The organism is Exiguobacterium sp. SH5S4 (assembly GCF_004337045.1).
GTDB lineage: Bacteria > Bacillota > Bacilli > Exiguobacteriales > Exiguobacteriaceae > Exiguobacterium > Exiguobacterium aurantiacum_A.
Window position 1 is genome coordinate 51242 of record NZ_SJUQ01000019.1, and the last position, 12309, is coordinate 63550.

The window sequence follows — 12309 nt, forward strand, 5'->3', positions numbered from 1 at the left end:
TCAATCCCCCACTATAAACTCGGAAAAGTCGGTTGCCACATGGCTATCCGCAAACCCAGACACGACCTCGGCCTCAAATTCTGCTTCCCGGCCTTGGTAGCGGGCCGAGATATGGGTGACGATCAACCGGCCCGCTCCCGCCTCGTTCGCGAGCCTTGCGGCTTCGACCGTCGTCGAGTGACCATACTGTCTCGCAAGTTTTGACTCCCCTTGCATAAACGTCGCCTCGTGGACAAGAACGTCGGCAGCTTGTGCGAGCACGAATGCATTCTCGCACGGAGTCGTATCCCCTAAGATGGCGACGATCGCTCCACGGACCGATTCTGTGACATATTCTTTAGACGCGTATGTTTTCCCTGCAAATTCAAACGTGTCTGCTTGTTTGATTGTCCGATAGACTGGACCGCTCGGAATACCGAGTGCTCTCACTTTGTCGACGAGGAGCGTCCCCGGACGCGCCGGTGCCTCGATGCGAAACCCGTAAGATGGAAAGCGATGCGCGAGCTTCCGCACCGTGACGAGGTGACCGTCTTGCTCGAACGTGTCCCCGTCCTCATATTCGACAATCGTCAGGTCATAGCCTAAATATGAACCGGTCAGTTTCAACGTCAGCTCGAGCCATTGCTTGATGCCACGCGGTCCGTACAGCGTGAGCGGATCCTTTCCGTCGAGGGCGGAACGCGTCGATAAGAAACCTGGCAACCCGAAGACATGGTCCCCGTGTAGATGCGTGATCCAAACAGCCGATACTTTTCGCGGTTTGATCGTGGTATGGAGAATCTGGTGCTGGGTCGCCTCCCCGCAATCGATCAGCCAGGTCTGTTTAGGCAATGTGAGTGCGAGCCCGGAAACGTTCCGTTGTTTCGAAGGCATACCTGAACCAGTTCCTAAAAAATGTAACTTCATAAATATATTTGTCCTTTCTGCTAGCCTAATCCATGCTATACTTGAGTCACTCGTTGAAAAGGATGTGATCCGTGATGAATAAAGTTGAACATTCCGATGCTTTGTATGAGGTGATTCGGGAGCGAGCGACTTCAATGAATCGCAAACACCAACAAGATGCAGGCACCTCGATCCGAATTCACGACATAGCGACCGAACTTCACTGCTCAGACGAACTCGTCTTAGAATCGTTGGAGTTCGCCGCATAAACACACGAACACATAGGAAGAGCCGACTTAGCGTCGGCTCTTTTTTTTAGTTTGTTTCCCGTGTTGCGACTTGCTCGACAATTTCAACAACGAGTTCAATCAACTTATACAGTTCGACGAGTGGCATGCGTTCGTTCGTCGTATGGATTTCTTCATACCCGACCGCAAGGTTAACCGTCGGAATGCCTCCACCGGCGATCACGTTCGCATCTGAGCCCCCGCCCGAATGAAGGATACGAATCGGACGTCCAATCGCTGTCGCGGCTGACTTCGCCACTTCGACGACCTCGTCGCCTTCTTCGAACTTGAAGCCCGGGTACATGATGTCAATCTCGACTTCAGCACGACCACCGTGCGTCTCAGCCGCTTCGATATACGCTTGCTTCATCGCTTCGGCTTGCGCTTCCATCTTATCGTGGATGAGCGAACGGGCCTCGGCGAGCACTTCGACGTAATCACAGACGATATTCGTCGCGCGGCCGCCTTCGAAGCGTCCGATGTTAGCCGTCGTCTCTTCATCGATCCGGCCGAGCTTCATTTTTGCGATCGCTTTTGCTGCGATTTGAATCGCCGAGACGCCTTTTTCTGGGGCGACACCGGCGTGGGCCGTCTTCCCGTAAATTTTCGCGTTCACTTTTGCTTGGGTTGGAGCTGCCACGATAATATCGCCGACCGGTCCGTCCGAGTCGAGGGCGAAACCGAATTTCGCATCGATTTTCGAGAGGTCGAGCACTTTCGCACCGACGAGACCCGATTCTTCACCGACCGTGATGACGAACTGGATCTGACCGTGTGGAATTGCCTCCTCTTTCAAGACCCGAACGAGTTCGATCATCGCTGTAAGCCCCGTCTTGTCGTCGGCACCGAGAATCGTCGTCCCGTCCGTGACGATATAACCGTCTTTAATACTCGTTTTGATGCCTTTACCTGGTGTGACCGTATCCATGTGGGCTGTGAAGTAAATCGGGTCAACGCCCTGTTTCGTCGCAGCCAACGTGACGATAAGATTGTTTCCTGAATGCGCAGTTTTTGTCGATGCGTCGTCTTCGTAGACGTCACATCCGAGTTCTGTGAAGACCGACTTTAAATGCTCACAGATGACCGCTTCTTCTTTTGTCTCTGAATCGATGCTGACCAACTGTAAAAATGTGTCCAGCACACGTGTCTCGTTTACCATAAAAACATCCCTCCATCCAAACATTTCTTGGTTATTATAACAAACTCATGTCGTTTGCACGAACCTTTTCCATTCTGTACAATGAGGTCAAACACGTTTTGGAGGATCCTCATGAGAAAAAAACAACAAAAACGACAACGCATCATTCAAATCGGCGTCGTCGTCATCGTATCAATCTTCTTGCTTAGCACGTTTTTGTCGGGGATGGCCATGTTCCTGTAACAGGAGAATGTACCGTTCTTTCAAGATCAAGTAACTCTTCACATCTGACAAAATATTGAGCAGCGACGAGCGTACCTCAAATTCCTCACGCGATGTGGGGAGAGGTACGTTTTTTCGATAATGGTCGATGATCTCCTCGAGCTCGCGAAGAAACGCCGAGGCGTCAGCCTGCTCATTGACGTTGTCGCCGACGCGGCGTAAAAACGCGGCGACGGGTTTCGCCTCATTGACGACCATCGTGATTTCCCGCGCATTATCAGCAATCCGCTTCAAAATATCGTACTGGCGCTCGCGCATCCGAAAGTATAGATAGTCCATGTCTTCGTTGCGCTTCCCGATCGAGTTCCCCATCCGGCGGAGCGCCAAGTCTTTCCCGTTCTTTAAATAGTCACGCGTCTTCAACAGCATCATCGAATGGTTATTGTACACACCGGTCTCGACACAGGCTGCGACGTCATAGAAGTGGACCGCGAGCGCCCGGTTGATACTCTCTTTAATGCGCTCGATGTCTTTATCGAGCGTCGGCATATACATGTTAACGACGAGCCCGACGCCAACCCCGATCGCGATCAACAGGAGTTCGTTCAAGAACAAGTCGAGCGAGAACCGTCCTTCGGTGTACAGATGCGTCAAGATGACGACACTCGTGATCATGCCGTCCTGCAGTTTGAGCTGTTGAACGAGCGGGATGAACATGACAAAATAAAGTGTGAGCGTCGCCGGCGAATAGCCGAGCAGCGTGAACATCAACGCGCCCATCCCGATGGCGAGCAAACTTGCCATGACACGTTCATATGAGGCCCGGAATGACTTCTTGCGCGTCTCTTGGATGCTGAGGATGGCGATGATGGCCGCGAAGACGTAATAATCGAGATGGATCGTCTCAGCGATGAGCATCGCGATCCCAGCCGCGACTGCCGTCTTTAACGTACGTGTACCAATTTTCATATCATTCCCTCCTCTCATACAAAATTGTTTACTAGTTTTCTCTGTTTGGCAATCCTCAAGTTTGGAAGTGATCCTATTGAAGAAAAAACAACGACGCCGGCTCTTGCCCGCCCTGCTCAGCTTAGCACTTGCCATCTTCGGCTTTCTTTGGTTACAAGAGCGGGGCAACGGGACGTACACCGTCGAGACGTTCGCTGATGGTGACGTCTCGTCCCGTCATTTCGAGTCCCTCGCTGAAGCCCGCACCTACATGGAACGCGGCGGCAATCGCGCCTTGCTCGGCCCGTCCGGCGAAGTCATCGACTTTACCGGCACCGGCATCGCCGTCACGCCGACCGACCGGGTCACGAACCTGTATAAAGATGCCGCGTTCAAGGAGCGGCAGTCGTACGTCGCCGGCGGCACCCGGCTTAGGCTCGTTGGAAAGGGTTCCGACCATTTGCGAGTCACCATCTCCGGTGCCGACGTGTACGTACCGCTGGCCGACATGACGCTATACCCGGACGCCGTCGTCGAGAAACGCGGCTATTACGAGATGCGGGACGGGCAAGTGCTCCATACCGTCGAAGCGAACGGGAACTTGGCCGGGACGTTCTTGGTCGGACCGGCCCCGCAGGAAGCGTCGGACCGGTTTTATACAGAAAACGTCCGGGACGTCTTCGATTCACCGTACCAATTCGCCTCGATTCAGTCCAAATCCCCGTACTCGGCCCGCGAACTCGATCAATTTCTCGCCACGCTGACCGATAGTCCGCTCACCGGAAAAGGTAATGCCTTCAAGGACGCTGAAGCCGAGTTCGGTATTAACGCCCTGTTCTTACTCGCCGTCGCCGGTCACGAATCGGGATACGGGACGTCCGCGATCGCCCGCGATAAAAATAATCTCTTCGGGTTCAAAGCGACAGATGACGACCCGAGCGGCAACGCCTCGACGTTCGCTTCAGTCGAGGCGAGTGTTGATGCTGCGGCCCGCTTGTTCGCCGAGAAGTATGTGACCGGATCGTACGACCGCGGCCCGTTCCCCGGCAACAAGCAGGAAGGTGTCAACGTCTTCTACGCCTCGGACCCGTACTGGGGCGAGAAAGTCGCCGGGACGATGTATCGCATCGACCGCGAGCTTGGATTAAACTATTTGGAACAGCTCCAGTGACGGCCAAACGGTCGTCGCTTTTTTTGCAGGAATCCCTAGAGTCAAACCCGAATACTAAAAATGAACGATCATTCATTCAAAGGGGGAGATTCATTTGAAAACGATTTGGATTACCGGCGGTTCGTCCGGCATGGGGAAAGCGATGGCGCTAAAATTTAAAAGCGAAGGCTGGAACGTCGCCATCAGCGGCCGTAACGAGGAGCGCCTGCAAGAAACGATGGGTGAACTCGAGGCGATCGGTGCGGGACAAGCGTTACCCGTCCAACACGACGTCCGCGATTACGAGGCGTGCGCCCAAGCGCTCGATCAGATTGTCGAACGATTCGGTCCGGTGCATGCGCTCGTCAATAACGCCGCCGGCAATTTCGTCTGTCCGATGCTCGATTTGACACCGAACGGTTGGACGAGTGTCATCGACATCGTCTTGAACGGCACGTTCAACTGTACGCACGTCCTCGGAAAGCACTGGGAGCGCGAACAACTCCGTGACGGCTCGATCATCAACATGGTCGCGTCGTACGCGTGGCAGGCGGGTGCTGGTGTCGCACCAAGCGCCGCCGCTAAAGCAGGCGTCCTGAACTTGACCCGGACGCTCGCCGTCGAATGGGGCTATCAGTTCGGGGCCCGCGTGAACGCGATCAGCCCGGGGCCGATCGAACGGACCGGCGGGGCCGACAAACTCGCCGTCCACGTCAAAGAAGTCGAGCGCATCCGCCGCAACGTCCCGCTCGGCCGGTTCGGGACACCGGAAGAGATCGCCGACCTCGCTTTCTGGATGACGTCGGATGAGATGCGTTACTTGAACGGTGAATGCATCTCGCTCGACGGCGGGCATTGGCTCAATAAACATCCATTTTAACGCCAAACGGCCGAGGATCCCTCCTCGGCCGTTTTACATATCTTCGCCAACCCATTCCGCCTCGAACCGCTTCAAGAAAGACGTCATGAACGCGTGACGGTCGCGGGCGATCGCTTTCGCCCGGTCCGTATGCATCCCGTCCGCGAGCAAGAGCAGTTTGTCACTAAAATGCGCGATGGCGCTCGACGGGTCATCCGGATCATAGAGTGGTGTCCCGCGTGATCCGGCATACTGGAACGTCCTGGCGATGCCGATCGCACCGACCGCATCGAGCCGGTCCGCGTCTTGAATGATCGCACTCTCGAGCGTCGTCGGCAGTCTGCCTTGCGAGAACGATGTCTCCGCGATGACGGCGAGTACGTGGTCCGTCTGGCTTGTACTGAGGGCGATCGTCTCGAGATGATGTCGGACGAGCCCTTTGGCTCGACCGAGTTTCGCGTCCTCGACGTCATGAAGCAGTGCCGCGAGTGTGACGACGAGCGGGTCGACCGCCATCCCTTCAGCGAGATGTTCGGCGAGCCGACGCACCCGTTCGAGATGACTCACGTCATGCCCGGTATGATCCCCGGTATGAAGCTTCGTCACGAAACGTTCAGTAGCTTGAATCGCTTGACGCGTCATCAAATCTCGATCGTCGTGTTCGGTTCGATCAACAGACCGCGCTGATGTAACTGGTCACAGAAAGCACGTGCATCTTGTTTGATCGGTGGGAACGTATCGAAATGGATCGGGACGATTCGTTTCGCCTGCAGCCAATGGGCGGCATCGAGCGCGTCAACCGGCCCCATCGTGAAGTTGTCCCCGATCGGCAGGAAGGCGACGTCGATCTCGAACCGTTCACCGTACAGTTTCATGTCCGAGAACAATGCCGTATCACCCGCATGGTAAAGCGTCAGCGAGTTCGTCTCGATGATGAAGCCCCCCGGCATCCCCATATAGACCGGGACGTCGCCCATGTCAAGGCTCGAGCTGTGGAACGCCTGCGTCATCGTCACACGGCCGAACGGGAAGGAATACCCGCCCCCGATGTTCATGCCGTGGACCGAATAGCCTTTTTTCTCGTAATAGGTCGCGAGTTCATGTGTCGCGACGATCGTCGCGCCCGTTTCCTTTGCGATCAGTTCGACGTCCTCGATATGGTCGAAATGCGCGTGCGTCAACAAGATGTAGTCGGCTTTCAATGTCGCCGGGTCGACGTCTGTATGCGGGTTACTCGTCAAAAACGGATCGATCAAGACGCTCATTTCGTCGATATCGAGCTGGACTGTCGCATGGCCATAGTAAGTGATCTTCATTCGAACCCTCCCTTTCTAGTGTCAGATGGAACGTGTCATCACAAGACTTTTTCTAAGAACCGTTTGGCCCGGTCCGTCTGCGGGTTGAGGAGCAGGTCGGCCGGTTTGCCTTCCTCCATCAAGATGCCTTCATCAAGGAACAGGACACGGTCAGCCACTTCACGGGCAAAGCCCATCTCGTGCGTGACGACGACCATCGTCATCCCTGAATCGGCGAGTCCTTTCATGACGTCGAGCACTTCATTGACCATCTCTGGGTCGAGCGCCGACGTCGGCTCGTCAAACAGCATGACGTTCGGCTCCATGGCAAGCGCCCGGGCGATCGCGACACGTTGTTTTTGTCCGCCTGACAACTGACTCGGATAAGCATCGATCTTCTCCGATAATCCGACACGCTCGAGCAACGTCTTCGCTCGTTCGATCGCTTCAGCCTTGCTGACTTTCAACACGTTGATCGGTGCGTACGTCAAGTTGTCGAGCACGTTCATATGCGGGAACAAGTTGAACTGTTGAAACACCATCCCGATATTTTGCCGTGCCTTCGAGACGTTGGCCCCTTTTTTCGTCAACTCGTATCCGGCGACGCTGACCGTTCCGCTTGTCGGCACTTCGAGCATGTTCAAACAACGTAAGAACGTCGACTTACCGGAACCCGACGGACCGATGACGGCGACGACTTCTCCTTTTTCAATCGAAGTCGTAATCCCTTTCAACACTTCAAGGTCACCGAACTGTTTGTATAAATCCTTTACTTGTATCATCTGCCATCACTCTTTCTTAACCGTTTTTCAAGACGTTGACCAAAGTATGTCAACACCATTACTATCGTAAAGTATATCACACCGGCGAACAGGAGCGGTTCGAAGTAGATCGCCTTCTGTCCTCCGACGATTTGGGCCCGGCGCATAATATCGAGGACGCCGACCGTCGAGACGAGTGCCGACTCTTTCGTGAGCGTGATCATCTCGTTGACGAGTGCAGGCAAGATGTTTTTAAACGCCTGCGGCAAGATGATCGAGCGCAGCTGTTTGACATAAGGGACACCGAGTGCGTCAGACGCTTCCCACTGGCCTTTGTCGACCGCTTGAATCCCGGCCCGAATGATCTCCGAGATGTACGCCGCCGAGTTGAGCGAGAAGGCGATGACGGCCGATTGATAAGGTGTCGTGATAAAGCCCGTCAACTGCGGCAAGCCGAAGTGGATGATGGCGAGTTGCAAGATGAGCGGTGTTCCCCGGAACACGGCCGTGTAGGCGTGTCCGATGAAGTTGACGAGACGGTTCGGCACAATCTTGAACGTGGCCACGACGACACCGAACGTGATCCCGAACAGCGCCGAGACGAGCACGACTTGGAACATGACCGGGATCCCTTCAAGAATATACGGCATAGAATCATAAATCCGACTAAAATCCATTATAAGTTCCTCCTAAAAAAGGCTGACTGATGTTTTCAGTCAGCCTTGATCCATAATTATTCAGCTGGTGCTGCTTCTTCTTCGAACCATTTTTGAGCTAACTTCTCGATTTCTCCTGATTCGATCAATTTGTTCAACTCTTCGTTGAATTGATCGCGGAGCTCATCGTCTTTACGGAAAGCCGCGGCCGAGCCGGCTTCTTCTTCGTCAACGATTTCAAACGTCGATAGCTCGCTGTCTTGGTCGAGGTACTTCTTCGCGACCGTGTCTTCGATGACCATTGCGTCGATGCGGCCTGTCTTGATCTCTTGAATGATCTCAGGGATCTTGTTCAAGGCGACGATTTCCGCGCCAGGGATCTGGTCTTTGGCAATCCCTTCTTGGATCGAACCGAGCTGGACGCCGACTTGTTTCCCGTCTAGGTCTTCAAGCGTTTGAATCGCGTCGCCTTTTGATAGAATCAAGTTTTTCGCCGTGAAATAAATATCTGTGAAATCAGCGTTCTCTTTCCGCTCTTCAGTCGGCGTCATACCCGCCATGACGAAATCGACGCGTCCGGCGTTCAAGGCCCCGAGCAAGCTACCGAAGTCCATATCTTCTATTTTCAATTCATAGCCCATGTTGTCGGCCACTTGTTTGGCGATGTCGATATCGAATCCGACGATCTCGTCACCGCTCGCCGTATCGACGAACTCATAAGGGAAGTAATCCGCGCTCGTCCCCATGACGAGGACTTTGTCGTCTTCCTCATTCGTCGACGATGACCCGCCTTCATTGACGTCGGCGCCACAGGCGACCGAAAATGCAGCCAGTGCTGCGATACATAATGCTAGAAAACTTTTTTTCATGTTCATTTTCCCCTTTTCAATAAGATGGAATTGTCAGAACTTTAACAAAATTATGACATATTTGTTTTTCTGTCTCAATAGTTCTTCCGCTCTTCATATGTCTGACTTGTTCTTCAACCACTATATACACATAATTATTAATTGTAAAGTATATTCATGCATAAAATTTAAAAAAAATACGGTCACATCCGCTCGTAAGCGAAATACGTGACCGTACCGTTATCTGTCGACCCATAAGGTTGAACCCGTTTTACCGACGTGATCGGGATGGCGCTATATACGTGAGGATAGCGATCTCCGTCCTCATCTAGCTCGTAGTGGAGCAAGCTGCCGAGGCGGCTAATATGGAATGAGACGAGCACGACCCGCTCCCCGTGATAGTGGCGCCTCGCGACTTTACTGATCTGTTGCGGGGTGCAGCAACGAACGTATCCTTCGGTTTGGAGCGATTCTTCGTTGATCTCACCTCGCGACAAGGCGATCGCATATTCCGCCTCACTCATGATTTTAACGACTGGTTCCATTCGATCGATCCCTTCTTAAGGAAAAGCGCAAAGGCAAAGCCTTTGCGCCCACACATTGATTACGCGTAATAAATATCGAACAACGTCTGTAACTGTTCGACGAGCTCTTCAGCCGTCGACGACTCGATCGTGCTCCGTTCGACCATCGTGACGATGTTTCCATCTTCGAGTAGCGCGATCGATGGTGACGACGGGGCGTACCCTTCGAAATACTCACGAGCCCGGTCCGTCGCTTCCCGGTCTTGCCCGGCGAAGACAGTGACGAACTGATCCGGTTTCGTGCCTTCCATCTTGTTCACATAGGCCGCGGCCGGACGAGCGATCCCACCGGCGCAACCACATACCGAGTTGACGAGTACGAGCGTCTTGCCTTCTTTTTTCAGTGCCGCATCGACTTCTTCCGGTGTCGTCAGTTCGGTGTATCCTGCTGCCCGTACTTCATTGCGTGCCTGTTCGACTACATCTTGAAAGTATAATTGAAAATCCATATTGTTTCCCCTTTCGACTTTCGTCTTATCTTCTTTATTTTACGTCTTGTGGATCGGTTAGGACAAGTCTATCGCTCAACTGACCTTCAAGGAACGGGTCCGCGCCGAGTAATGACTTGAACGCTTTGTAGCGGACGCGCTGCTCTTCGGTCGCTTCACGGTTCGTTAAATAGGCGCGGATCAAAATGTTTTTTGGTGTATGTTCCATATCGATAAATTCAAGCAACTGCGCTTCATAGCCGACGAGACCGAGCAGTTCGGCCCGGATCGAATCGGTGGCGAGCGCCGCGAACCGTTCCTTGACGAGGCCGTGTTGAAGCATGACGTCGAGGCTCGGCGCCTCGAGTTGCCGGTTCAGTTCTTTCTGGCAACACGGCACGCTCAAGATGACTTTCGCCCCCCAGCGGACCGCTCGCGCGAGCGCCATGTCGGTCGCGACGTCGCAGGCATGGAGCGTGACGACCATATCGACCGCCGACTCGCCTTCAAATTCATTAATGTCCCCAACGAGAAACTCGAGCCGTTCATAGCCGAGGTCGCGGGCAATTCCGGCGCACTCCTCGATAACTTCCTTCTTCAAATCGAGCCCGGTGATGTGTACGTCATACCCTTTCATCTCATGCAAGAAATGGTACAAGGCGAACGTCAGATACGATTTGCCCGACCCGAAATCGAGAATCCGGACAGTCCGGTCGGTCGGGAGGTATTTGATCGAATCCTCGATGAACTCGAGGAACCGGTTGATTTGTTTAAACTTATCGTACTTCTGACGCTTCACTTTCCCATCTGCCGACTGGACGCCGAGGCGAATCAGGAACGGGACCGGCTCATCGACCGGCAGCACGTACTGCTTTTCGCGGTTGTGCGTCAGTTTCACTTGCTTCACGTCCGTTGGCCGCTCTTTATACGTCACTTTAAACTTTTTCGAGAGTTGAAAATGGAGCTCGGTCGCTTTCAGCTGAAACTGTCCTTGCCGAAAGTTTTCGAGCAGCTGTCCAAGCTCTGCGATCGCTTCTTCCGTACGTAAGTTTTTATGTTTCATGACGCGCTCAAATTGGTATTCAAACTGTATGTGGTACTCATCTTTCAACAATACCGGCTTCAGTTTCACCCGGCGTAAATCGCTCGATTTTTGACGTGGTTGACTGATTGTCGCCGTCACGAGCTCCCCATCTTCGATCAGACCGTTGAGCCGTTCCATCAAATCTGTATATTCCACTTGATTCATCCTTTTTTTAAGTAGTTTCGAAACTTTTTAAACGTGCATCCGTACATACTATTACACGAACACGTGCAAACGTCAAAGGAGGATCATTATATGTTTAAAAAGTTACTTTCATCGATTGGAATCGGGGCCGCGACCGTCGATACGCGCCTTGCGGAGAACAGTTGTGTTCCCGGCGGTACGCTCGACGGGGTCGTCCACATCAAAGGCGGCAACGTCGAACAATCGGTCGACCGTATCTACATTTTCTTCAATACGCTCTACAAGCACGAGGTCAACGACAAGACGACGTATTCGACGTTCACAATCGAAAAAATCTTGTTGAACGAGGCGCCGTTCATGATCGGACCGGACGAAGTGAAAGAGATCCCGTTCACGATCGAGGTGCCGTTCAACACACCGATCTCCGTCAGCCAGTCGAAGACATGGATCGAGACCGGCCTCGATATCGCCCAAGCGGTCGACCCGAAAGACGAGGATTCGATTCTCGTCAAACCGAATCGGCAGCAGCAAGTCATCCTCGACGTGCTCGACGATATCGGTTTCCGCTTGAAAAAAGCCGATACCGAGATGCTGCCGGCCAGACAGCGCTCGGGACGACTCCCGATTGCTCAAGAGCTCGAGTATTCGCCGAACGGCACAAGTTTCGGACGTCGGCTCGACGAACTCGAGGTCATCTTGCTCCAAGACGAGACGAACCTCGACTTGTTGATCCAAGTCGACAAGAGCGTTCATAGTTTAGGCAGTCTATTCGCCGACTTAACCGGGACCGACGAATCGACACATCGGCTCAGCTACTCACAGGCCGACTTATCTTCGCCCGAACGCATTCGCCGCGACATCGAGTCATTGATTGAACGGTCAATTTAACCAAAGAGGCTGGGACATAACTCAGTAGATTTATAAGAAAGAGGCCACCGGGAGCGACTTGTTCGCTAACGGTGGCCTCTTCTCATTTTTATGGGTTCGTTCACGCATTTCGGACTAAACAGATAGGGGCGA

General features: G+C 53.3%; 15 protein-coding genes. 4 read left to right on the plus strand and 11 right to left on the minus strand.

What is annotated here, in order from left to right; all coding sequences use genetic code 11:
* Positions 1 to 906 carry a ribonuclease Z gene (gene rnz / locus EVJ32_RS11285; RefSeq protein ID WP_131458475.1) on the minus strand — a complete coding sequence of 302 codons (906 nt, stop codon included), beginning with the start codon at positions 904 to 906 and terminating at the stop codon, positions 1 to 3.
* Positions 907 to 980: 74 nt separating this feature from the next.
* Here rnz and EVJ32_RS16305 point away from each other — a divergent pair, with 74 nt between their 5' ends.
* Complete coding sequence (locus tag EVJ32_RS16305) at positions 981 to 1154, plus strand: hypothetical protein (protein ID WP_167615642.1); 174 nt, start codon at positions 981 to 983, stop codon at positions 1152 to 1154.
* 46 nt (positions 1155 to 1200) lie between these two features.
* Here EVJ32_RS16305 and EVJ32_RS11290 read toward each other — a convergent pair whose 3' ends face one another.
* Complete coding sequence (locus EVJ32_RS11290) at positions 1201 to 2331, minus strand: M20/M25/M40 family metallo-hydrolase (protein ID WP_070327082.1); 1131 nt, start codon at positions 2329 to 2331, stop codon at positions 1201 to 1203.
* Between the two features lie 171 nt (positions 2332 to 2502).
* Complete coding sequence (locus tag EVJ32_RS11295) at positions 2503 to 3501, minus strand: aromatic acid exporter family protein (RefSeq protein WP_070327081.1); 999 nt, start codon at positions 3499 to 3501, stop codon at positions 2503 to 2505.
* Between the two features lie 67 nt (positions 3502 to 3568).
* On the opposite strand from EVJ32_RS11295, the gene EVJ32_RS11300 reads away from it, so the two are divergent.
* Together EVJ32_RS11300 and fadH are read left to right on the plus strand one after the other, a co-directional pair.
* Positions 3569 to 4651: an N-acetylglucosaminidase gene (locus tag EVJ32_RS11300; protein ID WP_236639512.1), complete on the plus strand. Its 1083-nt coding sequence runs from the start codon at positions 3569 to 3571 to the stop codon at positions 4649 to 4651.
* An 88-nt stretch (positions 4652 to 4739) separates the two neighbouring features.
* The gene (fadH, locus tag EVJ32_RS11305) at positions 4740 to 5510 is read left to right on the plus strand and encodes a 2,4-dienoyl-CoA reductase (protein WP_201738976.1); all 771 of its coding nucleotides are present in this window, start codon (positions 4740 to 4742) and stop codon (positions 5508 to 5510) included.
* A 33-nt stretch (positions 5511 to 5543) separates the two neighbouring features.
* Here fadH and EVJ32_RS11310 read toward each other — a convergent pair whose 3' ends face one another.
* The 8 genes from EVJ32_RS11310 to EVJ32_RS11345 all read right to left on the minus strand — a co-directional run bounded on the left by EVJ32_RS11310 (position 5544) and on the right by EVJ32_RS11345 (position 11301).
* Entirely contained in the window at positions 5544 to 6131 is a 588-nt protein-coding gene (locus EVJ32_RS11310; RefSeq protein ID WP_131458503.1) for an HD domain-containing protein, read from the minus strand.
* The gene (locus EVJ32_RS11315) at positions 6131 to 6805 is read right to left on the minus strand and encodes a metal-dependent hydrolase (protein ID WP_071397698.1); all 675 of its coding nucleotides are present in this window, start codon (positions 6803 to 6805) and stop codon (positions 6131 to 6133) included. Before EVJ32_RS11315 ends, EVJ32_RS11310 begins: the two co-directional genes overlap by 1 nt.
* Positions 6806 to 6843: 38 nt before the next feature.
* Positions 6844 to 7566, minus strand: a complete 723-nt coding sequence (locus tag EVJ32_RS11320) for an amino acid ABC transporter ATP-binding protein (protein WP_070327076.1) — start codon at positions 7564 to 7566, stop codon at positions 6844 to 6846.
* Positions 7563 to 8222: an amino acid ABC transporter permease gene (locus EVJ32_RS11325; protein ID WP_201738347.1), complete on the minus strand. Its 660-nt coding sequence runs from the start codon at positions 8220 to 8222 to the stop codon at positions 7563 to 7565. The genes EVJ32_RS11320 and EVJ32_RS11325 overlap by 4 nt, the downstream gene beginning before the upstream one ends.
* A 56-nt stretch (positions 8223 to 8278) precedes the next feature.
* On the minus strand, positions 8279 to 9070 hold the full coding sequence (locus EVJ32_RS11330; RefSeq protein ID WP_131458483.1) for a transporter substrate-binding domain-containing protein: 792 nt from the start codon (positions 9068 to 9070) through the stop codon (positions 8279 to 8281).
* A gap of 182 nt (positions 9071 to 9252) precedes the next feature.
* Entirely contained in the window at positions 9253 to 9594 is a 342-nt protein-coding gene (locus EVJ32_RS11335; protein WP_131458485.1) for a DUF952 domain-containing protein, read from the minus strand.
* A 59-nt stretch (positions 9595 to 9653) separates the two neighbouring features.
* Positions 9654 to 10082 carry a BrxA/BrxB family bacilliredoxin gene (locus tag EVJ32_RS11340; protein WP_070327072.1) on the minus strand — a complete coding sequence of 143 codons (429 nt, stop codon included), beginning with the start codon at positions 10080 to 10082 and terminating at the stop codon, positions 9654 to 9656.
* A gap of 34 nt (positions 10083 to 10116) precedes the next feature.
* On the minus strand, positions 10117 to 11301 hold the full coding sequence (locus tag EVJ32_RS11345) for a class I SAM-dependent methyltransferase (protein WP_070327071.1): 1185 nt from the start codon (positions 11299 to 11301) through the stop codon (positions 10117 to 10119).
* Between the two features lie 99 nt (positions 11302 to 11400).
* On the opposite strand from EVJ32_RS11345, the gene EVJ32_RS11350 reads away from it, so the two are divergent.
* Positions 11401 to 12177 carry a sporulation protein gene (locus EVJ32_RS11350; protein ID WP_131458487.1) on the plus strand — a complete coding sequence of 259 codons (777 nt, stop codon included), beginning with the start codon at positions 11401 to 11403 and terminating at the stop codon, positions 12175 to 12177.
* Positions 12178 to 12309: the final 132 nt, after the last annotated feature.

What these genes read in the sequence shown, in the direction of transcription:
- EVJ32_RS11340 (WP_070327072.1), bottom strand. Translation starts at nt 10,082, where the DNA reads ATGGATTTTCAATTATACTTTCAAGATGTAGTCGAACAGGCACGCAAT.
- rnz (WP_131458475.1), bottom strand. Translation starts at nt 906, where the DNA reads ATGAAGTTACATTTTTTAGGAACTGGTTCAGGTATGCCTTCGAAACAA.
- EVJ32_RS11335 (WP_131458485.1), bottom strand. Translation starts at nt 9,594, where the DNA reads ATGGAACCAGTCGTTAAAATCATGAGTGAGGCGGAATATGCGATCGCC.
- EVJ32_RS11290 (WP_070327082.1), bottom strand. Translation starts at nt 2,331, where the DNA reads ATGGTAAACGAGACACGTGTGCTGGACACATTTTTACAGTTGGTCAGC.
- EVJ32_RS11320 (WP_070327076.1), bottom strand. Translation starts at nt 7,566, where the DNA reads ATGATACAAGTAAAGGATTTATACAAACAGTTCGGTGACCTTGAAGTG.
- EVJ32_RS11350 (WP_131458487.1), top strand. Translation starts at nt 11,401, where the DNA reads ATGTTTAAAAAGTTACTTTCATCGATTGGAATCGGGGCCGCGACCGTC.
- EVJ32_RS11315 (WP_071397698.1), bottom strand. Translation starts at nt 6,805, where the DNA reads ATGAAGATCACTTACTATGGCCATGCGACAGTCCAGCTCGATATCGAC.
- EVJ32_RS11325 (WP_201738347.1), bottom strand. Translation starts at nt 8,222, where the DNA reads ATGGATTTTAGTCGGATTTATGATTCTATGCCGTATATTCTTGAAGGG.
- EVJ32_RS11310 (WP_131458503.1), bottom strand. Translation starts at nt 6,131, where the DNA reads ATGACGCGTCAAGCGATTCAAGCTACTGAACGTTTCGTGACGAAGCTT.
- EVJ32_RS11295 (WP_070327081.1), bottom strand. Translation starts at nt 3,501, where the DNA reads ATGAAAATTGGTACACGTACGTTAAAGACGGCAGTCGCGGCTGGGATC.
- EVJ32_RS11330 (WP_131458483.1), bottom strand. Translation starts at nt 9,070, where the DNA reads ATGAAAAAAAGTTTTCTAGCATTATGTATCGCAGCACTGGCTGCATTT.
- EVJ32_RS16305 (WP_167615642.1), top strand. Translation starts at nt 981, where the DNA reads ATGAATAAAGTTGAACATTCCGATGCTTTGTATGAGGTGATTCGGGAG.